The 21,706-nt window shown below is 54.1% G+C and carries 19 protein-coding genes and 1 riboswitch; of the genes, 12 read left to right on the forward strand and 7 right to left on the reverse strand.

Going from position 1 to position 21,706, the window contains the following annotated elements:
* The first annotated feature begins 66 nt into the window (after positions 1–66).
* The 5 genes from VK70_RS19955 (at position 67) to VK70_RS19980 (ending at position 4,908) form a co-directional block, all read left to right on the forward strand.
* On the forward strand, positions 67–846 hold the full coding sequence (locus VK70_RS19955) for a flagellar motor protein (RefSeq protein ID WP_025694852.1): 780 nt from the start codon (positions 67–69) through the stop codon (positions 844–846).
* Positions 843–1,688 carry a flagellar motor protein MotB gene (locus VK70_RS19960; RefSeq protein WP_025694853.1) on the forward strand — a complete coding sequence of 282 codons (846 nt, stop codon included), beginning with the start codon at positions 843–845 and terminating at the stop codon, positions 1,686–1,688. Before VK70_RS19955 ends, VK70_RS19960 begins: the two co-directional genes overlap by 4 nt.
* Before the next feature lie 226 nt (positions 1,689–1,914).
* Positions 1,915–3,138 carry an AGE family epimerase/isomerase gene (locus VK70_RS19965; RefSeq protein ID WP_233277717.1) on the forward strand — a complete coding sequence of 408 codons (1,224 nt, stop codon included), beginning with the start codon at positions 1,915–1,917 and terminating at the stop codon, positions 3,136–3,138.
* Between the two features lie 517 nt (positions 3,139–3,655).
* Positions 3,656–3,976 carry a helix-turn-helix domain-containing protein gene (locus VK70_RS19975; RefSeq protein ID WP_025700192.1) on the forward strand — a complete coding sequence of 107 codons (321 nt, stop codon included), beginning with the start codon at positions 3,656–3,658 and terminating at the stop codon, positions 3,974–3,976.
* A 29-nt stretch (positions 3,977–4,005) separates the two neighbouring features.
* Positions 4,006–4,908 (forward strand): IS3 family transposase, encoded by a 903-nt coding sequence (locus VK70_RS19980; RefSeq protein WP_046723231.1) that lies wholly within the window; start codon positions 4,006–4,008, stop codon positions 4,906–4,908.
* Between the two features lie 69 nt (positions 4,909–4,977).
* Here the strand turns inward: VK70_RS19980 and VK70_RS29265 are convergent, their stop codons facing one another.
* Positions 4,978–5,106 (reverse strand): hypothetical protein, encoded by a 129-nt coding sequence (locus tag VK70_RS29265; protein ID WP_267885623.1) that lies wholly within the window; start codon positions 5,104–5,106, stop codon positions 4,978–4,980.
* Between the two features lie 223 nt (positions 5,107–5,329).
* Between VK70_RS29265 and VK70_RS19985 the strand changes: the two genes are divergently transcribed.
* Positions 5,330–5,758 (forward strand): hypothetical protein, encoded by a 429-nt coding sequence (locus VK70_RS19985; RefSeq protein ID WP_025695527.1) that lies wholly within the window; start codon positions 5,330–5,332, stop codon positions 5,756–5,758.
* Positions 5,759–6,017: 259 nt separating this feature from the next.
* Here VK70_RS19985 and VK70_RS19990 read toward each other — a convergent pair whose 3' ends face one another.
* Positions 6,018–6,263 carry a hypothetical protein gene (locus tag VK70_RS19990; RefSeq protein ID WP_025695528.1) on the reverse strand — a complete coding sequence of 82 codons (246 nt, stop codon included), beginning with the start codon at positions 6,261–6,263 and terminating at the stop codon, positions 6,018–6,020.
* A gap of 299 nt (positions 6,264–6,562) precedes the next feature.
* Positions 6,563–6,955 carry a glycine cleavage system protein GcvH gene (gene gcvH, locus VK70_RS19995; RefSeq protein WP_025695529.1) on the reverse strand — a complete coding sequence of 131 codons (393 nt, stop codon included), beginning with the start codon at positions 6,953–6,955 and terminating at the stop codon, positions 6,563–6,565.
* A 183-nt stretch (positions 6,956–7,138) separates the two neighbouring features.
* Positions 7,139–7,237, forward strand: a riboswitch (glycine riboswitch).
* A gap of 316 nt (positions 7,238–7,553) precedes the next feature.
* Between gcvH and gcvT the strand changes: the two genes are divergently transcribed.
* From gcvT to gcvPB, 3 genes are all read left to right on the forward strand, one after another.
* Complete coding sequence (gene gcvT, locus VK70_RS20000) at positions 7,554–8,672, forward strand: glycine cleavage system aminomethyltransferase GcvT (RefSeq protein ID WP_025695530.1); 1,119 nt, start codon at positions 7,554–7,556, stop codon at positions 8,670–8,672.
* 221 nt (positions 8,673–8,893) lie between these two features.
* Positions 8,894–10,246 (forward strand): aminomethyl-transferring glycine dehydrogenase subunit GcvPA, encoded by a 1,353-nt coding sequence (gene gcvPA, locus VK70_RS20005; protein ID WP_046723659.1) that lies wholly within the window; start codon positions 8,894–8,896, stop codon positions 10,244–10,246.
* Positions 10,243–11,703: an aminomethyl-transferring glycine dehydrogenase subunit GcvPB gene (gene gcvPB / locus VK70_RS20010; protein WP_025693973.1), complete on the forward strand. Its 1,461-nt coding sequence runs from the start codon at positions 10,243–10,245 to the stop codon at positions 11,701–11,703. The genes gcvPA and gcvPB overlap by 4 nt, the downstream gene beginning before the upstream one ends.
* A gap of 124 nt (positions 11,704–11,827) precedes the next feature.
* On the opposite strand, the gene VK70_RS20015 is transcribed toward gcvPB, so the two are convergent.
* Positions 11,828–12,778, reverse strand: coding sequence for a helix-turn-helix transcriptional regulator (locus tag VK70_RS20015; RefSeq protein WP_025693974.1), 951 nt, complete (start codon positions 12,776–12,778; stop codon positions 11,828–11,830).
* A 219-nt stretch (positions 12,779–12,997) separates the two neighbouring features.
* Here VK70_RS20015 and VK70_RS20020 point away from each other — a divergent pair, with 219 nt between their 5' ends.
* The 3 genes from VK70_RS20020 to VK70_RS20030 all read left to right on the forward strand — a co-directional run bounded on the left by VK70_RS20020 (position 12,998) and on the right by VK70_RS20030 (position 16,369).
* Positions 12,998–13,483 (forward strand): DinB family protein, encoded by a 486-nt coding sequence (locus VK70_RS20020; RefSeq protein WP_025693975.1) that lies wholly within the window; start codon positions 12,998–13,000, stop codon positions 13,481–13,483.
* Positions 13,484–13,511: 28 nt separating this feature from the next.
* On the forward strand, positions 13,512–14,324 hold the full coding sequence (locus tag VK70_RS20025) for an alpha/beta fold hydrolase (protein ID WP_201778737.1): 813 nt from the start codon (positions 13,512–13,514) through the stop codon (positions 14,322–14,324).
* Positions 14,325–14,578: 254 nt separating this feature from the next.
* On the forward strand, positions 14,579–16,369 hold the full coding sequence (locus tag VK70_RS20030) for a putative bifunctional diguanylate cyclase/phosphodiesterase (protein ID WP_144415278.1): 1,791 nt from the start codon (positions 14,579–14,581) through the stop codon (positions 16,367–16,369).
* A gap of 266 nt (positions 16,370–16,635) precedes the next feature.
* Here the strand turns inward: VK70_RS20030 and VK70_RS20035 are convergent, their stop codons facing one another.
* The 3 genes from VK70_RS20035 to VK70_RS29270 all read right to left on the reverse strand — a co-directional run bounded on the left by VK70_RS20035 (position 16,636) and on the right by VK70_RS29270 (position 21,542).
* Positions 16,636–19,635, reverse strand: a complete 3,000-nt coding sequence (locus tag VK70_RS20035; RefSeq protein ID WP_025693978.1) for an efflux RND transporter permease subunit — start codon at positions 19,633–19,635, stop codon at positions 16,636–16,638.
* A 191-nt stretch (positions 19,636–19,826) separates the two neighbouring features.
* The gene (locus tag VK70_RS20040) at positions 19,827–20,984 is read right to left on the reverse strand and encodes a cation:proton antiporter (RefSeq protein WP_025693979.1); all 1,158 of its coding nucleotides are present in this window, start codon (positions 20,982–20,984) and stop codon (positions 19,827–19,829) included.
* Between the two features lie 435 nt (positions 20,985–21,419).
* Entirely contained in the window at positions 21,420–21,542 is a 123-nt protein-coding gene (locus VK70_RS29270; RefSeq protein ID WP_267885624.1) for a hypothetical protein, read from the reverse strand.
* Positions 21,543–21,706: the final 164 nt, after the last annotated feature.

Consider the following 21,706-nt stretch of genomic DNA (forward strand, 5'->3'; position numbering starts at 1 on the left):
CCATCCATTATACATGGCCTAGCGCATTCATGCAAACTTAAATATATAAATTAAGGAGTATAACAAATGGATATCACCTCGATAATCGGCATCCTTGCCGGAGCCGCCGCCCTGATCGGCGGATTTTTCTGGGAAGGCGGCGGCGTATCCGGTCTTCTGCAATGGAATGCCGCCCTCATTGTATTCGGGGGCACTGCTGCCGCTGTTCTAATAAGCTTTCCCGCCCGCACGCTGCGGTCCGTCGGGACAGGGCTTAGGATAGCCTTTGGACGGAGCGACGATAACCTCGAAGAGAAGGTAGAAGAATTCGTCGAGATGGCGGCCTTCTCCCGCCGAAACGGCGTTCTGGCATTAGAGCCCCGGGTGGAGACGCTTCCCGATCCCTTTACCCGCGAAGGCCTGCAGCTTATTGTCGACGGCACGGACCCTGAACAGGTGCGTCAAATTCTGGAGCTGGAGATGGACGCGGCGGAGCTTAAAACTGAAGGCTATGCGAAAGTGTTCGAGGCCGCCGGCGGCTACGCGCCCACCATGGGCATTATCGGAACCGTCCTCGGTCTCATCCGCGTGCTCGGCCACCTGACCGATCCATCCCAGCTCGGGCCTTCAATCGCCGTTGCTTTCACAGCGACACTGTACGGGGTCGCCAGCGCCAATCTGCTCCTCTTGCCCATCGCCTCCAAGATTAAATCACGCAGCCAGCTCCGGCTGCACGGCATGGAGATGCTGCTTGTAGGCATTCTGGCTGTACAGAATGGCGACCATCCGCAAATGGTACGCAAGAAGCTGGCCTCATTCCTCCAAAGCGAAGCGGAAGGGATCGCCTCAGCCGGGGTCCGGACATGAGGCAGCGGGGACGCCGGAATCGCCGCCCTGACGGGCGCGACAGCAGCAACCGCTGGATGATTACCTATGCCGATCTGATTACGCTGCTGCTTATCTTTTTTGTCGTTCTGTTTGCCATGAGCAGTCTCGATCAGGAGAAATATAGCGGCGTGATCTCTTCGCTGCAGCGCTCACTCCAGACCGGGAACGGCGTGCTTGACGGCGGGAACGGAATAATGGACGGCGGAAAAGGCGAGCAAAATGCAGGCAGCACGGAGAACGGAGACGGTCAGAGCCGTGCAGACGGCCATTCTGCCGTTATTCCGTCAGCGACGCCGGATAGCGGAAAAACTGCCGAATCTCCCTCTCCCCGCGAGCTTGCCTTCCGCCAGCAGGAAGCGAAGCTGGCAGAGCTGATGAACGTAATTACGGAGTACGTGAAGGTCAATGATCTTGGCGGACAGATTTTTGTCGCGGACAAGCCTCAGGGCATCGCCATCACCCTCAGCGACCGCTTCCTGTTCGATGTCGGCAAGGCGGATCTCAAGCCCGCAGCACTTCCCGCGCTGCACCAGTTGTCCGGCCTGTTCCGCGGCATCGGGGCGATGGTCAGCATCGAGGGCCATACGGACAACCAGCCGGTGCTCCCCTCCTCCCGGTATGTTGACAACTGGGAGCTTTCGGGAGCCCGCGCGCTGTCCGTTCTACGTTTTTTTCTGGAAAAAGGGGGGTTAAAATCTAGCCAATTCCAGTATGCCGGCTACGCCGATACCCGCCCCGCAGCGGACAATGCAACAGAGAGCGGACGGCAGAAGAACCGCCGGGTCGAGATCATCGTACTGCGGCAGCTGCAGGAGGAGTGAGTGCGGCCTCACGAATTTCATATACGCAATCATACGCCGCATACGGCGGATTTTCGGACATTACGGCCTGGTCTTCCGAAAATCCGCTTTTTCGCATTGCCGTCCAGAGCCTTACTCGCCTGCCGGACTTGATGACCGGAATCTAATTCACTAGGGTAACATAAAGACCAAGCTTAACCGCATAGATGATCATTATCGGCTATTTCATAACGAAGGGGAGAGATCCATGATGGGAACCCCATCCGTTTTTCCCGATTTCGCAGATCCTTCCTTTCTGAAGCGGCACATTCTGGACACGGTGCATTTCTATGCCCCCCGGTGTATCGACCTTCAGTACGGCGGTTATATCAACTCCTTTCTGGACGATGGAACCATAAGCGATTACGAGACGAAACAATTGGTTGGAATGACGCGGTTCGTTTATATTTTCAGCGCGGCTTTACAGGTTGGCGGACCCGAGGAGTACCGCGGAGCTGTGGAGCACGGGCTGCATTTTCTGCGGGAGTATCATTGGAATCATGAGCACGGGGGTTACCATTGGACACTAAAAGGGCGTACTCCGACCGATAAAAGAAAATTCGCCTATGGGCACGCTTTTGTCTTGCTGGCGGCCTCCACTGCATTCAAGGCGGGGCTTTCCTCGGCAGGACCGATGATCGGCAAAGTGTACGAGGTGCTGGAGAAGCTTTTTTGGAGTGAAAAAGACAGCCTGTACGCCGATGAAATCACCGCTGACCGGATGGAACTGTCTCCCTATCGCGGACAGAACGCCAATATGCATTTATGCGAGGCAATGATGGCGGCTTACGAGGCTACCGGCGACAGACGCTATCTGGACCGTGCGAACACCCTGGCACACTCCGTCATGTTCAAGCTTCTCCCGCAATCGGGCGGACTGATCTGGGAGCACTACAATTCCGATTGGAAGATCGACTGGAATTACAACAAGGACTTCACCAAGAGTGAATACCGGCCCTACGGGTATATCTTCGGCCACTCAATCGAGTGGGCCAAGCTGCTCCTGCTGCTGTACCGGCACAGTCCACAGGAATGGCTTCTACGACAAGCGGAGCGCTTGTTTCAGGAATCGCTGCATAGAGGATTGGACCGGCGGCATGGGGGTATTTTCTTCGCAATGTCTCCTATAGACGGACGAATTATCGACACGGATAAATCGTACTGGGTCATGGCGGAATCGCTCGGCGCTTCAGCAATGCTGGCCGCCTGTACGGGCCGGACGGAATACCGGAAATTTCACATGGACATGTTCGCTTACTGCTGGACTCATTTTGTAGATCATCGCTACGGGGGATGGTACCAGCTTTTGGATGCGTGCAACCGGAAATACAGCAATATTAAGAGCCCGCCCCCGAAGGCCGACTATCATCCCATCACGAACTGCTTAACAGCGATCTCCGTATGGGAGAACATGGCTGGCAAGCCTGAATGAAGCAGACTGGATATTCACGACCGGGAAATCCAGGTGGTAAATCGACTTTGGGGCTCGAAACCAAATCAGAGCTTGACGAAGTCCGTTCGAGCGTGAAAAAAGATATCGGTCGCCGCGGCAGGACAGCAGGGGTTTCAATAAATGGGCTCTACAGGCATGCGCAGCGGGCAGTGGTCAGACTCCATGCGGCGGTCCATCATGCGGTTCATCGCTGCGCAGAGGATGATGGGACAACGTGTCCGTTTGACCAGACGGAACAGGAGGTTTTTTCCTGAAAATCTGCAGGTTTTCTTGGCGAATTTCGCCAGGGAAAATGAAACGGATGCGAATGTGCAGCTACTTGAGGGTTGCACTCCGGAACAGGAAGAAGGGATGTGAAATGCCTGCAGATTCGCAGGAAATGAGTTAAGGAGGGGAGTTTTGCGGAAAAAAGCTGCACTTTCTCCTAGGCCCCCTAATTAAACTGGAGTCCTCCCACCCAATAATTTAAACTGGAGCTAAGGGGGAGATGACGAGGATGGGAAAGAGGCTGAAAGAGGAAGAACGGCTTAAAGTTGTTAAGGAAGCGTTAGCTGGAGTTAAGGTGGGGGTATTATCCCGCATGTATGACATCCATCCAGAAACCATACGCGGGTGGATTAGGGATCATCGTGACTCCATTCCACCCGAAGATATTCCGGTTGCAGATGAGCATCTTCAAGAACTTCAGCGACTACAGGATGTGGAACAGCGCTACGAAAAGGCCATGAAGGTGCTCGGGGAAAAAGAACTGGAGCTTGAGATTCTGCGAGAACTGCTAAAAAAGAAAGACCCCGCTTATCCGAAAAATTCGAAGTAGCAGACCTATTTATTAAGCGGGGGGAACCGGTGGCATGGGTTCTGCGCATCCTTGGATTATCCGAATCGACGTACTACGATCGTAAAAAACGAGCTGCCCGTCCGGCAACAAAACGCCCACCAGAAGGCCAGATGGGGCGTCCGGTGCCGGGCTACTCCTTCACGGTTACGGGAGAGAAAGTCAGTGACGAACAAATCAAGGAATGGCTGCTTGAGCTCCTCGAAGGCGAAGAGCATGTCTATGGCTACAAACTTCTTGCGCAATGTATTCGTAACCGGTACAGCGTAAAGCTGAACAAGAAGAAAGGATATCGCTTGTGTAAAGAGCTAGGGATTCTTCAGCAATCCCGTAAGCGCCTCCCCTCACATCCACGCCGGCTTCCCAAGAACCGGGTCGTCACAGGGTCCAACCAGTTGTGGCAAATGGACATCAAGTACGGCTACATCATCGGCCAGGAACGTTTCTTTTTCGTGCTTAGTATCATTGATGTATTTGACCGTGTCGTGGTCCAGCAGTACAGAGGACCCGTATGTGAGGCCAAACATGCGGTCCAAACCCTATGGCGAGCGCTACAGAGTCGTCTCCAATCCGGAGAAGTCATGCCCGTGATTCGAACGGACAACGGGCCGCAATTCGTCAGCAAGTTATTTGGAGATACCTGTGAAAGCCTGGACATGATTCACGAACGCATCCCGCCGCGGACACCGAATATGAATGCCTACATTGAATCCTTTCATAGCTTAATGGAACGCGATCTGTTCAGCAAAAGAGAGTTCATGACCTTCGACGAAGCCTATGAGGCCCTCGATCAATATATGGACTTCTACAACAACCGCAAGATGCATGGCAGCTTGAAATTAATGCCTCCAGCGAAGTTTTCAGAGTGGGTTAAAACGCTGGAAGACTCATCGACATTTCATAAAGCCATGTAATATCTTGAAATAAAGAGTTATTTTACGAACGCTTGTTAATTGTAGGGCATGACTCCGGATTAAAGGGGCCTAGCCGCTGATGCAGTAAACCTCTGCTGCCTGCCGCTGCTGCCGGCTCATATCTTGCGGACTGAACGGCTGTCCGTTGCCGCTGCATGGCAACCTCTGCTCACTGAAGACAACTCTATACGTCGTCATCTGCTGTCGGGTCACATACAAAGCGCTGATTTTGAACAGATTTAGTGTTGCAGTCCCCTAATCATGAAGCTCGCAGCGTGCGCACCCCTGTATCAATGCAACAGAAGCCCCAACTTCATGCGTAAGCTAAGTGGGTGGGAGTTTACGCGGAGCCGAATTTTTTTTGCAGAAGGAAAAAATATACATAACGTGGAAAAGGGTAAGCAAAGGAGATGATTGCAGCATGGCTTCTCTTGTCCGCGCTTTACGTAATCCGAACCGATGGCGGAACATCCTGTATACCGTTGGCCTGCCGTTGGTCAGCCTCTTTTTTCATGCCGTCTTCTTGATGTTTCTGACGGGTTTCGGCGGGTTTGTATTTTTTTTCGGGGCTTCTCCGCATCTATTCTGGGATATTCCTTCAGGGATGCCGACAGGCTGGAGACTTGCGGTGATTCGGAGCTACATGCTGGCCTTTGGCGCTCTGTACGCGCTCATCTGGTGCGGATATTGGCAGGTGCTGCGCGCGTTGAACGATGGCAAGATCCGGGCGTTTCCGCTGCATGTGCTGGCCGCCTGGCTGCCGCTTCTCGCGGGGGTCTATTTTGCCGACCCGGTCAATAATCCGAGTGCCATGATTCCGACCCCGGTCGCCGAAACACCTTTACGATGAGCACCGCCTTGATGACCGCTGCGCTGTTCCCTTTTTACTCTATAGCGGTTTACTGGCTGGTATTTCCCCCCTCTATCCGGAGGTCACACAAAATAGGCAGGCTTCTCGGACTGTGGATTCTTTTTGCGGCGGCCTGCTTGTTCCTGCAGCCCTTCTTCTGGCATATCGCGCCTTCAATCTACAAGGGAATCGCTGGCTTTCCGACTCGGTAGCGGCAGGCAGAACGGCTGGAAGCAGCAAGACGCAAGGTCAAACAACTTCACCCACCTTGCAAAAAAAGGCTGGCCTTGGTCCAGCGGATCGGTCCGCTGTCCAAAGCCTGCCTGTGAATTTCGGCCGGGGCCCGGCAAATCTGCCGCTGTGCCAAGCTTGCCATAAATTCCGCCAGGGCCGCTCGGCGGATCGGTCCGCTGTCCAAGCCCACCTGTGGTGTTTTTTCGCTTATGATAATTCCGTATGCAATGAGGCCCCAATTCCGCCCCCGGCATCCTTGGCAGAGTGGCATTCGCTCTCTCCACTCACCAAAATCGAAACGAGCCGAAAAGACGAAGCGTAATTTCTCCCTTTTATTTTTCCAAAAAGTGGCCTCTTACCGAACTAAGCTGGAAAATCTCCCTCTTAATTCGGCGCTTTAGCCGGAAATGAAGAAAAAACAGCGAATAAACCGGAGGTTTTACCGTTTATTGAGCGAGTTATCTTTTTACCAAAAAATAAACCGGAGCTTTTCCCGTTCACTTAGAAATCCGATGCCGGTCCAGGTACGAACGGAATTATCCCTTTAACTCATTAGCCGATTACCGGAAATTACTCGCCGACCAACTCACGATAAGCCGCTGCGTCCAGCAATCCGGAAGTAGCCGAAGCGTAGTCCCCCTCGACTTCCACCTCGTAAATCCAGCCGTCGCCGTATGGCTGCTCGTTCAACAGCTCGGGGCTGTCTTCCAGCGCTTCGTTGACCCGCGTCACCGTTCCCGATACCGGAGAATATAATTCGGATACGGTCTTAACCGATTCAATGCTGCCAACGCTGTCCCCGGCGATGACCGCTGTACCGATTTCCGGAAACTCCACGAATACGATGTCGCCAAGCAGATGCTGAGCATGGTCGGTAATGCCGACACGCACGATTTTTCCTTCTCCTTGCTGCGCCCATTCATGCTCTTCGCTGTACCGGAGATTGTCTAGCACTTCACTCATTTTCGTTAGCCGCCTCTTTTCGTCATTGGGAGTCATAAATTAGTTATAGACTAAGTTATGCCCTTATCGGGTGTCAATATATGTGACAAGAAAATAAATTTCGTCCGGTTTTGATCGAATGTTGTTGACATCGGGATGGGTTTCCAGTATTAATGGAGTGAGAATAATCACATACAACTGCGAATGATGGCATAGGGAGAGACTGTCCTGCACGGACGGCGCCGAAGGAGTAAGCCTTAATCTAAGGGTGAATCTCTCAGGCAAAAGGACCTCTGCCGGACGCAACTCTGGAGAGCACCGGAGCTTCATAAGCATACGGTCACCAACGGGGAAACCTGCATTCGGCATAGGGTGCCAAGCCATACGGCAAACAGCGGCCCATGCTAAGTACCGGACGTTCACAGCCCGGGGCAGGGTAACTTTCAGGTACAAGGGACAGAGCGAAGGACGATGACGCGCATAGGTTGCGCAAATGCGTCTTTTGCCTGTCCCTTTTTGCGCTTGCAAAAATAGAGAGGCCGATCCCGCTGTAAGGTTTCGAAAGATGTCTCAGGGGGCAAGCTTCACTTTGTAGGATAAAATCATGGGGAGTGACAACATGGATGCTTTGAAAAGAACGCCTTTTTTCGCTTTCTACTCCGCTTTTCCGGAGTCCAGAAGCATTGATTTCGGCGGCTGGGAGCTGCCGGTCCAGTTCACCGGCATCCAGAAGGAGCACGAAGCGGTACGCAGCCGGGCGGGATTGTTCGATGTCTCGCATATGGGCGAATTTATGGTGACGGGCAGCGGCGCCGAAGCGTATTTGCAGCATATGACGACCAACGATGTCGGCAAGCTTGCGGACGGCCAGGCGCAGTATTCGCTGCTCTGCTACCCGGATGGCGGCACGGTTGATGACCTGCTCGTGTACCGTCTGGGGGAAGGGCGCTACATGCTTGTCGTGAACGCCTCCAACATCGGCAAGGATTTCCAGTGGCTTCAGGATCATCTGCCGGAGAGCGGCGTAAAGCTTACGGACCGGTCGGATGAAACGCTGCTGCTGGCGGTTCAGGGACCGCATGCGGAAGCGATCATGAGCGAGGTCACCGATGTGCCGCTGGCCGGTCTGAAGCCGTTCCATTTCGTGGAACGGGCGGTCGTGTGCGGCGTGGAAGTGCTGCTGTCCCGCACAGGCTACACCGGTGAAGACGGCTTCGAGCTGTACGCGCCGATAGACGCCGCAGCGAAGCTCTGGAACGGGCTGCTCGAAGCGGGCAGCGCTCACGGGCTGATGCCAGCGGGGCTCGGCGCGCGCGACACGCTCCGCTTCGAGGCGAAGCTGCCGCTGTACGGCCAGGAATTGTCGCAGGATATCTCACCGCTCGAAGCCGGGATTGGCTTCTTCGTGAAGCTGGATAAGGGAGACTTTATCGGCCGCGAAGCGCTCAAGGCCCAGAAGGAGCAGGGTATTCCCCGCCGCTTGGTCGGAATCGAAATGATCGACCGGGGCATCCCACGTTCGCATTATCCCGTCTACGCGGACGGGCGGCGGATCGGCGAGATTACGACCGGCACGCAGTCGCCGACGCTGAAGCGGAATCTGGGGCTTGCCCTGGTGGAAGCCCGGTACGGCGAAATCGGCATGGAGCTGGAAGTGGAGATACGCGGCAAGCGGCTCAAGGCCGCCGTCGTGAAAGCCCCTTTCTATGAGAAGAAACGGCAGCGCCTTCCTCTTTAAGGGGGGCATCCGTTTCTCGTAAAAATATAAGACCAGCGACAGGCGTGAAACTTATACTTTCTTGTATTCAAGAAGAAACGCCTGACGGCGTCCTTGAAGGATGCAAGTGCGTTTCTCGTAGAAATATAAGAACCTGCATGTGCAGGACATAACCTATTCATTTAATCAGCTTTATAATTAATCAACTTTATAATTAATCAGACAAGGAGTGAATCCGTAAAATGAAGCATCGTTATCTGCCGATGACCGAGCAGGACCGCAGCGAAATGCTGGCGGAAATCGGGATTCAGTCCGTGGAGGAGCTATTCGCCGATATTCCCGAAGCCGTGCGCTACAAGGGGCGGCTGCCCATGTCGGAAGCGCTGGACGAATACGCCCTGCTGCGGCATATGAAGCGTCTGGCGGACAAAAACGCCGACTTCGACAGCCACACCAGCTTCCTGGGCGCGGGTCTCTATGATCACCATGTGCCCGTCGTCATTAACCATGTCATTTCCCGTTCGGAATTTTATACGGCTTACACACCTTACCAGCCGGAGATCAGCCAGGGCGAGCTGCAGGCGATCTTCGAATTTCAGTCGTACATCTGTGAGCTGACCGGCATGAAGGTCGCCAACGCCAGCATGTACGACGGCGCGACGGCCTTGTCCGAGGCGGCGGTGCTGGCTTCCGGCGCTGCGAAGCGCAAGAAGATCGTCGTCAGCAGCGCTGTCCATCCCGAAGCGCGGCAGGTGCTGAAGACGTCCGCAGCCGGACTTGGCCTGGAGATCGCCGAGGTCGGCTGCGCGGACGGCGTTACCGATCTCGCCGAGTTGGCGCAGGCGATTGACGGCGACACGGCGGCCGTGCTGGTGCAGTACCCGAACTTTTTCGGGTGCATCGAGGACCTGGCCGCCACCCGGAAACTGGCGCATGACGCCAAGGCACTGCTCGTCGTCAGTGCCAATCCCCTTGCCCTCGGCGTGCTCGAAACGCCGGGCAAGCTTGGCGCCGACATTGTTGTCGGCGACGCTCAGCCGCTCGGCATCAATGCCTCGCTCGGCGGTCCGACCTGCGGCTACTTCGCGGTCGCGGAGCATCTCATGCGCCGCATCCCCGGCCGCATCGTCGGCCAGACGGTCGACCGCAGCGGCAAGCGGGGCTTCGTGCTGACGCTTCAGGCCCGCGAGCAGCATATCCGCCGCGAGAAGGCGACGTCGAATATCTGCTCCAACCAGGCGCTGCTCGCGCTCTGCGCTTCCGTCTACCTGTCCGTCATGGGCAAGGAAGGCATGCGCGAGGTCGGCGGATTGAATATCCGCAAGAGCCATTACGCCGCCGCCCGTCTCGGAGCCATCCAGGGCGTTCAGGTTGCCTTCGGCTCACCGTTCTTCAACGAATTCGTGCTGAAGCTGCCGGAGGGCAGCAATCCTAGCGCGGTTAACGCTAAGCTGCTCGGGAAAGGCTTCCTCGGCGGCTATGATCTCGGCAAGGATTACCCGGAACTTTCCGGCCATATACTGATTGCCGTCACGGAGAAACGGAGCAAGAGTGAAATCGACGAATTTGCAAGCGCACTGGAGGGCTGTTTATGAAACCGGAACAAAGCCTTATCTTTGAAATAAGCCGTCCCGGACGCGCCGCCTACTCCCTGCCGGAATGCGATATACCGGCGGAGGAAGGCCTGGATGCGCTGATTCCCGCCGAGCTGCTGCGTAAGCAGCCCGCCGCCCTGCCGGAAGTGTCCGAGGTGGATGTCATCCGCCACTACACCGCTCTGTCCCGCCGCAACTTCGGCGTCGACAACGGCTTCTACCCGCTCGGCTCATGTACGATGAAATATAATCCGAAGATCAACGAGGATGTCGCCCGCTTCCCGGGGTTCGCGAAGATCCATCCGTACCAGCCGGAAGAGAGCATCCAAGGCGCGCTGGAGCTGATGCACACGCTGCAAAGCGACCTGGCCGCGCTGACCGGCATGGACGCCGTATCGCTTCAGCCCGCCGCCGGTGCGCATGGCGAATGGACCGGGCTGATGATGATCCGCGCCTATCATGAAGCCCGCGGCGAGGTCCGGACCAAGGTCATTGTTCCGGATTCCTCGCACGGCACGAATCCGGCCAGCGCTTCGGCGGCCGGTCTTACGACAGTGACCATTCCTTCTAATGAACAGGGAATGGTCGATCTGGAGGCGCTGAAGCACGCGGTCGGCAGCGACACCGCTGCGCTCATGCTGACCAACCCGAGCACGCTCGGCCTGTTCGAGACGCAGATTGTCGAAATCGCCAAGATCGTGCATGAAGCGGGCGGGCTGCTCTACTATGACGGAGCCAACTCGAACGCGATCATGGGCATCACCCGCCCCGGCGACATGGGCTTCGACGTTGTGCATCTTAATCTGCACAAAACGATGAGCACGCCGCATGGCGGCGGCGGTCCGGGCGCCGGTCCGGTCGGCGTCAAGGCGAAGCTGACCCCGTTCCTGCCTGGCCCCACCGTTGCCAAGGCGGATGACGGCAGCTACTCGCTTCTAGCAGGCGGCCCGCAGTCGATCGGCCGGGTGAAGGCTTACTACGGCAACTTCGGCATTCTCGTCCGCGCTTACGCCTACATCCGCACCTACGGTCCGGACGGACTGCGCGAGGTGTCGGAGAACGCCGTGCTGAACGCCAACTATATGCTGAGCCGCCTCGCGCCGCATTTTGACGTGCCTTACCCTGGCATCTGCAAGCATGAATTCGTCCTGTCCGGCAAAAACCTGAAGCCATACGGCGTGCGCACCCTCGATGTCGCCAAACGCCTGCTCGACTTCGGCTACCATCCGCCGACCGTCTACTTCCCGCTCAACGTGGAGGAGTGCATCATGATCGAGCCGACTGAGACGGAGAGCAAAGAAACGCTCGACGGCTTCATCGAGACGATGATCCGCATCGTGCAGGAAGCGAAGGAGACGCCGGAAATCGTTCTGAACGCGCCGCATACTACGGAAATCAGCCGTCTTGACGAGACGCAGGCTGCGCGGAAGCCCGTGCTGAACTGCTCCTGCGGATAAGCGGCCGGCAGCGCGTCATTAACCCAATCTTAGTCCCTCTTGAACATCCGGCCGCACATTTCACCGGATGCATCAAGGGGGATTTTTTTAGGATAGAGAGGGTTATGCTCCCTGCCTATTAACTTTACGCGTCATACTTAGCCAGCAACTCCTTCAGCTTTACCCTCATATGGTCGATCAGCTCTGGCGGTTCCGCAACCTGGGCGTCGCTGCCAAGCCCGATGAACAATCTGGCGAAGTAAGGAATTTCACTATTCGGAATATCGCCGTCAATCCAGCCGGTGCCGTCCTCCCGAACCTGCAGCAGCCCCCGCCGTCCCAGCTCCGCCTCGCACACCCGCACCCCCTCCTCGCTTAGTTGAACGCGGCAGCGGGTATACAGGCTTTTGTCCGAAAAAGCATCCTCCCAGTTGCCCAAATGAACGCTGTGCAGGTCCAACGGCTGTATTCCGGGGTCCCCCTCCTCCACGCTTACGATCCGGTCGCACCGGAACAGCCGCACGCCGCCGCGCAGAAAGCAATACGCCGGACAGTACCACAGGCCGCTGCTGGCATAAATGCCGATCGGCTGAATGTCCCGGACCGTAACGTTCTCCTGTGATTTGTATCCGATCCGCACGATCTTTTGCATCACGGACGCATCAAGCAGACTGGACAGAAAGGGAGACTCGGCCTGCCTGGCAGGAATGACGAAATCCACCCGGTTCTTCATCTGGTCAATCCGGTCCCGCACGTCTCCGGACATATAATGATAGAATTTTCCAAGCGCTGATGAAGCCTCCGTCTCAAAGGGAATAAAAGAGTAATGACGCAAGGCATGGCAGGCGAAAAAAAGGGCGACCGCTTCCTCCTCGGTAAAAGCGATAGGCGGCAGGATTCGCTCGTTCAGCACCTGGTACCCGCCATGCGGCCCGACTTCCGAATATAAAGGAACGCCAAGCTCTCCAAGCTCCTGCAGATCCCTTAATATGGTCCTCGATGACACGCCGAACTCCAGTGCAAGCTCCTTGACGGTAAATTTTTTCTTGCGGTTGACAGTCAGCATCAGCTCCAGCAGCCGTTTCGATTTGGGCATGGTGTCCCGATTTTCGCGTTTGGACATGGGCGGTAGCCTCCTTTTTCCCATTTGAGCTGGAATCTTCCGATTATTTTATGACAATACTTGTCACTATTATAGACTACAATAGAAATCGAAGCCCAGAGCGACGTACGCTGAAAAATTACACTTCCCAGTTGAGCCCTCCAGCTACGATGCGCTCCTGGTCAAACCAATACATTTGAAAGGTGTGAGCTTATGCAAGCCGTAAGTGAAATGAAAGGTCTGCTGTTTGCAGAACTGGAGCATATCGTCCGGACCTCGTCCAAGCTGATTGCTAAAATCTCCCCGGAGCACCAGGATTACCGTCCCCGGGACAATATGCGTTCCCTGCTGGAGCTGGCCCAGCATCTTGTATCCGTTCCCTCAGTCGATCTGCTGATCCTGCAGGAACACGGGCAGCCGGAAATCCGGAGGATGGAAGAAGAGATTAATCAGGACAGCGCTTCGGAAAAATTGTCGGCATGGATGGACAAAGGCTTTCAGGATCTGAAAGCGTACATGGAGGGACTGAGCGAGGAGGACTTCCTGCACAAATCCACCAAGCCGTTCTATCTGGAGCATGGTTCCGTGCAGGCCAAATGGTTGATCGAGATCGTCACTCATGCCCAGCATCACCGGGCGCAGCTCTTCAATTATATGAAGGAACTGGGCTATGACGTGAACATGTTCGATCTGTACTGAACCGGATGCAGGCACAAGGAGGAATAAGATGATGGCCGATCATAAACGTCACCCTGTTGCAGCGGGCTACACCCGGAAGTTCTTTGAAGGTCCCGATACAACCCTGTCGTATATCGACTTTGGGGGCGGCGGATTTCCAATGATTGCCCTGCATGGCCATATGAACGAAGGCTTGTTCGCGCAGGATCTGGCCCGGACACTGGCATGTGAATACCACGTCATCGCACTGGACCAGCGGGGACACGGAGAATCGGGCCGCCCTTTAAGCTACGATAACGAACGCTACGTCGACGATGCGCTGGCGCTGCTTAATCATCTTGGCATTGATAAAGCCGTACTGTTCGGCCACTCTCTCGGAGGCGTCGTCGCTTACCGGCTGGCGGCGCGGTGCCCGGAGCGGGTGCGTTCGTTGATTATTGAGGATATTGGCGCGGTCGTGAACGACGACCTGAGCTTTGCGGGCCAGTGGCCGCGGCGAGCGCCGACGAAGGAAGCGATGATTGCCGCTATGGGGCGGCTTGGCCCGGCCTTCGCTTACTCGATGCGGGAGTACAGGGACGGCTGGGGGCTGCCCTTTGTCCCTGAAGATATGGCGGTCTCCCAGCGCCATCTAAACGGCGATCACTGGGACGATTGGCTCGCGACTGATTGTCCCGCTCTTCTTCTGCACGGTATGAGGAGCACATGCCTGTCTTACGAGCAGGCGGAGGAGATGGCTGCCCGAAGACCGAACACGAGGCTTGTTCATTTGGAAGCCGGCCATTCCATCCATTTTGAAGCGCGAGACCAGTTTCTTGAAGCGATTCAGGCTTTTCTTAAACCGATCAGAAGCGAACAATAGCTGTTAAAATGCGGACAGTACCTGAAATAACGGACGTTCACAGCCCCGGCAGGACAATTTTTAGGCACTTAGGGACAGAGCAAAAGACGATGACGCGCATATTTGCGCACATCGTCTTTCGCCTGTCTTTTTTTGCTCAGGCTATACGTCGAATTTATGAAAATATGAATGGAAAATAGAGGATTTTGAATGAAAATGGCGAAATTTTAGCAGCGATAGCGTTGATATCGTTTTTTTACATTACGGAGGTCAAAATGCTGCGAAAAAACAACAGTAAACGTACCCATAGCTCCATTACATTCAGAAGAAGTTCGCAGGGAGAAATCAATTCGGAGCCTATGAATACCTATACCTTCAGTCCTCTGCGCGGGGCCTCCAGAATTGCCGGTATTTACTTTATTGTCGGATGTTTATGGATTCTTCTGACCGACAGAGCGGTTTCAGCTCTCACCAATAGCGCCGAATTGATCACCACGATAAATATGATCAAAGGATGGTTCTTTGTTTTCATGACGGCACTGCTTATCTTTGTTCTTATTCTAGGAACGCTTAAGCGAATCAGGAAGGTAGAGCAAGATTTAGAGGGATCCTATAAAAAAATGATGATGACCCATGAAAATCTGGAATCCGCGTACGAGGAAATCACAGCTACAGAAGAGGAACTGAGGCAGCAGTACGACCAGTTAATCGAGAATCAGCGCAAGCTCCGCGAGAGCGAGGAGAAGATGCAGCATCTGGCCTACCACGATTTACTGACCGATCTGCCCAACAAACTGAACTTGTACGAGAACGCGGCAAATATTCTTGCAGACTCGAACGGAACTGCCGCCTTAATGTTTGTGGATATCGATAACTTTAAATATATTAATGATACGATGGGTCATGGGTTCGGAGACCGTCTCATTATTAATGCAAGTGAAAGACTGCTTTCCATCGTAGGAACAGGCGGGGTCATTTACCGGTTCGGAGGCGATGAATTCATCATTCTCCTGCATTCCCTGAAGGACAAGGCGGATGCAAACATGATGGCGGCCCGCATTCTTGCCGGACTTAAAGAGGCGGTCGTTATCGACAACAGTCTTTTGCACATCAGCACCAGTATTGGAATCAGTCTTTACCCCGATCATGGAAGCGATATTATGGAACTAGTCAAACGGGCGGACATTGCCATGTATAAGGCGAAAGAAGCGGGCAAAGGCAATTTTGTCGTGTTCGATAATCCCCTAAATGATACATTTGCCGAAAGAATGAACATAGAGAAGCTGTTATATACCGCGATGGAACAAAATGAGTTTGAACTCTTCTATCAGCCTCAAGTGGATCTGGCGCTGAATAAAGTGACCGGTCTGGAAGCCCTTCTACGCTGGAACAGCCCTGAATTAGGCAATGTCTCTCCATTCAAATTTATCAAAGTGGCTGAAGATTCGCATTTGATTATTCCGCTCGGAAGCTGGGTTTTACGCAGAGCCTGCGCGTTCCTGAAGAAGCTTCACAAGCAGGGCTACGGACAATTGACAATGTCGGTTAATATTTCGATGCTGCAGCTGCTGCAGACCGATTTTAATGAGCTGGTGCTTGATACGCTGCAATCTTCCGGTCTTAAGCCCGACTATCTGGAACTGGAAATCACCGAGTCCATATTGATCGAATCCTACGAGGTTGTCAGCGCCAAATTGAACGAACTGAGAGACAAGAATATCAAAATTGCGCTGGACGATTTCGGGACAGGTTATTCTTCTTTAAGCTACCTGACCCATCTGCCGATCTCCACTTTAAAAATTGACAAGTCCTTTATTGACTCCATTCCGGCGGAGACGAATCATGCGATACTGCTCGAACAAATTATGATGATCGGCAAACGGATGAAGATGTGCGTAGTTGCGGAGGGCGTGGAGAGAGCGGACCAGCTGACCTATTTGCAGGATCAGGGCTGCGACAAAATCCAGGGTTATCTGTACAGCAAGCCGCTCGCCGCAAAGGACATGGAACAGTTGTTGGCCAGATGGGAAAGCTCCGGAATCGCTGCCGCCTGTATGGAACCATAACTTGCAGAAAAGCCTCATCCTGAAAGTCCCTCCTCGCGAAATAAATAGACGTAAGTCCGAGCTCCGGCGCGCTGTCTGTTTCAGAAAGTTATCCCCCGAGCTTACACCCTCATGCAGTAAGGATATTTTCTGGCAAAAATAAAGCGATGGTTCTCCGGGTACAGCACCGGGAAACCATCGCTCCACAAGTAATTCTTTCTTCCTATTCTTCATTCAGCGTGCAGCCGCCCGCCCATGCCCCTGCTCTATTTAGGCTTAGCAGCGATTTACGCCGCTTGTTTCAACGCTTTTTTGCGCTGCTTCGCCGACTTGCGGAAGTAGAACAGCTCGTAAATGGCCGGCACTACAACCAGGGTCAGCACTGTGGCGGCGGTCAAGCCGCCGACAACGACAATCGCCAGGCTTTGCGAGACGATGCTGCCCTGCTCGGAATGGCCGAACAGCAGCGGCAGCATGGCGCAGATTGTGGCGATGGCCGTCATCAGAATCGGCCGCATCCGCGTTCCCGCCGCTTCGAGCAGCGCTTCGCGAATGCTCATATGCTCCTCGTTATGCTTAACGCGGTCAATCAGCACAATGGCGTTCGTAACTACAATGCCGATCAGCATCAGCGCGCCGAATACAGCAGTGAAGTCGGGGGTTACTCCCGATACAAGCAGACCGATAACGGCTCCAATGGCTGCCAGCGGCAGCGAGAAAATAATCGCCAGCGGTGCGCGAAGCGTCTTGAACGTGATCACCATGATCAGGTAGATAAGACCGATGGAAATGAGCGCCGTCATTCCGAGATCCTTGAAATCGCCCGCCTGGTCGGCGGATGCGCCGCCCGATACGAGGGTTACGCCTTCAGGCAGCTTGATGCTGTCGGTTTCTTTTTTGATCGAGGCCCCGATTTCGGAAACCTTCTTCGGATCAACTTCGGCAGTAATTCGCGCATATGGTTTGCCGTCTTTGCGGTACAGCATGGCCGGTTCGTTCCGCACTTCCAGGGTCGCAAGCTGTGACAGCTGCTTAGGCCCCGTGGAAGTCATCAGCGTGATTCCCTGCAGGTCCGTTTGCGATTTAGGCTGAGCGAGTGGAGATAATACGACCGCAGCCGAAGAACCGTTCAGCTCCATCTGACCCAGCGGCATCGGATTCAGCATACCGGCCAGCTGCATCGATATTTCCTGCGCGTTGGCCTGCGCCGGATTCACTTTGAAGGCAAAGACCGGCTTCGTATCCTCCATGTTGCTGGAGATTTTCCGGATGCCGTCAATCGTCTTCACCTTGTCCATAACCTGATCCGCCGCGGCGGTAATCTTGGTCAGGTCATCGCCGACAATATCAATGTACTCATTGGTCGAACTCGAACCCATCATGCCGCCTTCGTTAGCCGCCAGGCTTGCTCCGGGATAACTGCTTTGCAGCCCCCGGATTTTATCGATAAATGCTTGGGCGTCGGCATTTTCCTTCATTACTACTGAATAGTTGACCAATGTAGGCGAGGATAGGTTGCCCCATTTGGCGGAATCGGCACTGTTCCCGGACTGCATAATTACCGTCTTCGCCTGAGGCTGCTTCATAATTTCCTGTTCCAGCCGTTTCCCCTGTTCAAGAACCTGAGCGACCGGCGTATCATTCGGGTATTTCAGTTCGATCGCGACACTGCTCGCATCTGAAGCGTCCAGCGCCCCTTTAGGCATGTTCATATACGCGGCGATTGAAGCTATCAGAATGATCAGCCCCAGCGACAGTGACACCCATTTACGGTTCAGGTTCCACTTAAGAAACCGCTGAAACCACTTGGACGGCTCATGCTCTTTCATGGATGTGTTCCGCAGCATCACGGAGCTCAGCAGCGGAACGACAGTCAATGCGACCACCAGCGACGTCAACAGCGAGTAAGTAACAGTCAAGGCAAAAGGCAACAGGAACGCCTGCATACTGCCGCGCAGCAGACCTATCGGCAGGAAGACGGCGACAGTGACAATCGTCGAGGACGTAATCGCCCGGGCAACTTCCTTCGTCGCGCTGATCATCATGTCAACGGAGAAGGGCTCTTTCTGCAGTCTGCGGTAAATGTTCTCGATAACCACGATACTGTCGTCGACCAGACGGCCAACCGCAACCGCTACCCCGCCGAGTGTGATAACATTCAGCGTGATACCCGAGATATCGAGCAGATATAAGGTAACGGCCAGCGACAGTGGAATGGAAACGGCTGTTACGAGTGTTGCCCGCAAATTGCGCAGGAATATCAGAATAACAATGGTCGCAAACAGAGCGCCGAGCAGCACTTCACGCATCATGCTGTTCACAGAATCAACCACCATATCCGAGGTGCTGAATACTACCTCAGCTTCCGCGCCTTTTACGGTCGAATTAATGTTCTTTACTGCATCCTTGACTTTATTGCCGACATCAACCGCGTTGGCATTGGCTTCTTTCGTTACTGCCAAGAACAGCACATCCTTGCCGTTCGAGCGACTGATGCTTTCCTGATCACTCTTCACCTGAACCGACGCGATATCCTGAAGCGTCACTCCGGGCGAAACCGGCAGGCGTTTCAAGGTATCGACGCTGTCAATGGAAGAAACGACATTAACACTGCCGGTCTGGCCGCCGATCGTCTGCTCCCCGACGGAAGCCGATACGTTCCGGCCTTGAAGCAGACCGGTAATTTGCGGGATGGATACTTTCTTTTCGGCCATAAGCTGCGGGTCAAGCTTGACCGTTACCTGCGGCGCGGTTTTGCCGTAGAACGCGACGTTCGCAACCCCATCGATCTTTTGCAGTTCGGGAATAATCTCCGTCTCCGCCATCTTCAAGTTCTGTTCAGTTATTCCTTCGTCGAACGAAAGAGTAGCCGAGGCTACCGGAATCATGGAGGTATTTAACTGAAGAACGAACGGCCGCATTACTCCCTGAGGAAACTGCAGCGCGTCGACCGCCTTCTGCACCTCCTGCGCGGCATCCTTCATATTCGTCTTGGAGTCAAAATTAATGTCCACTTTGGTGTAGCCGTTTCCCGAGGTGGACGTCATCTCCGTCTTACCTTTGATCATTATCAGAGCATTCTCGATGGGCTTGGTCACCTGCTCCTCCATCGCATGCGTGTCCTGGCCGGGACCAATCGCCGTTACCGTCACCTGCGGATTATCCGCCTCCGGCAAGAACTCCATCGGCAGTGAGCTGTAGCTCATCACTCCCACTATGAGCGCCATCACAATCAGCAGCCCTGTGGCCGCCTTGTTGCCAAACGACCATTTTGTCAACCACGTCATTAATCATTTCTCCTTCCACACCCCAGTATTGTTGAAGCTTAGATTTCCAGATTTCTATATGATACTTCTTTCTTTATCAAGTTTAGATAGTTTCACATAGACTTAAAACAGTCGGGCGGCGGGTCCTTAACTCAGCCTTGGGACCGATACCGCCCCCAACCAAAGGACGAGGAAACGCTATACGGGATGTTCTATTCCCCTTCGTCCAGCTTCACCGGCTCGCGAAAGACGTATTTCAGCATCGGCGGGGTGAGCAGCGTAGTGGCAATCACGACAATAATAACCGAAGTGAAATACTCCGGCAGCAGCAGTCCGCTTTGAAGTCCCGTGGCGGCAATGATCAGAGCGACCTCGCCCCGGGAGATCATGCCTGAACCGATCACCACCGATGAACGGGTATCAAAACCTGTCAGACGCGCGCCAAGTCCGCCGCCGATCAGCTTGGTCAGCACCGCCGCAAGCGACAAGAGGATCACAAAGCCGATCTGCCCGAGAACTCCCTCAAAGGAAACGTTAAGTCCGATACTGACAAAAAAGACGGGCACGAAGACGGTGTAAGCGATGGGCTCCAGCTTATGTTCCACCGTGTGCTTGAAGGCGGTCTGCGAGACGGCCAGCCCGGCGGCGAACGCGCCGATAATGCCGGCCATTCCGGTCCATTCGGCGAACCAGGAGTAGGCCAAACAGATGACAATCGCTATGCTGGCGGTCGCCTCCGTTACTTTAAGGGGAGACAGCCATTTGAGCATCCGGGGGACAATCAGCCAGCCGGCGAGGATAGCGACAGCGAAGAAGAGCAGCTTTTTACCGATCAAGAGGCCCAGCGGCACCGATTCTCCCGCACCGAAGAAGCTCATCAGCACCGCCAGCAAAATAACGACCAGTACGTCGTCGACAACGGCCGCTCCCAGTATGGTTGAGCCCTCCCGGGAATTCAGCTTGTTCATATCCTTAAGCACCTGCGCCGAAATGCTGACGGAGGTTGCGCTAAGAATCGCCCCTAGAAACAAGGCATGCGAATAAGAAAAACCGAATAGCTCCACAATCCCCATTCCGCCAAACAGCGGAAGAATAATTCCCCCTACCGCCACGGCAAAGGACGATTTCCAGTTGCGCCGAAGCTGATCCAGGTCCGTCTCAAGTCCCGCGATGAACATGAGCAGCAGCACGCCGATTTCAGACATTTCGTGAATAAATTCTCCATTCTGAATCCAGCCCAGCACCGCCGGACCAAGCACGATGCCCACAATCAGTTTGCCGAGAACGGACGGCTGGCCGAGAGCGACAGACAGATGCCCGGCGAGCTTGGTGAACAGTAGAATCAGCAATAAAGTCAAAATAAATTCCATGGATGATCCGCTCCTTGTCTTCTTTAAAATTGCCCTAAAAAGCACTGAAAATAGCAAAAAGGAGCCCGTGGTGACAGGCTCCTCCATAAAACGATAGTTTATTCATTTGTTTGAATTATCCCTATAAATATACCTTTGTTTAGAATCATTGTAAAGAGTAGAAGCACACCAGCCAGGTCAGTCGTTTCGAAGTAAGCTATTCAGAATCAAAAAGCTCCGCCATAGAAGAGACCTAAGTTCGTTAGTTCAGCATCTAGCAAGCCTGCTAGAGTGCAGGTTTTTTCGATCAAAAGTGCTTGTCATCAGGAAAAGCCTCCGATTATGCAGGAATCTAAGGCTGTGCCGAGTGCAATTGAGGTTGAGCGGGGCAAGAACCTGTATTTTGACAGGCATGCTATTCAGTGAAGTTCCAAGGCCGGCAAAAGATGTAGAATTTCAGGTTTTCTGCATGATTTGGTTCATCGCGCCCCGCTGCAGCTCGTACCGCACAATATGTTTGCCCGTCGCTCCGGTTGCAGCAGTAAAACATCCGGTCAGGATGATGGGCAACGTCGTCATAAGCAAAAGAGATCACCTGGAAACCCATAGCCGCTAAACAAGCTTCCCGGTTCAGTTCGTTGCAACACATTCATATTGATCATCTCCCCTTAAAATGACAAAAACGCCCCGGCCCATTCGCTGGAATGGATCGGGACGTTCTTCGTCTCATACCATGCAGTTTA

The sequence above is a fragment of the Paenibacillus durus ATCC 35681 genome (assembly GCF_000993825.1).
GTDB lineage: Bacteria > Bacillota > Bacilli > Paenibacillales > Paenibacillaceae > Paenibacillus_AQ > Paenibacillus_AQ durus_B.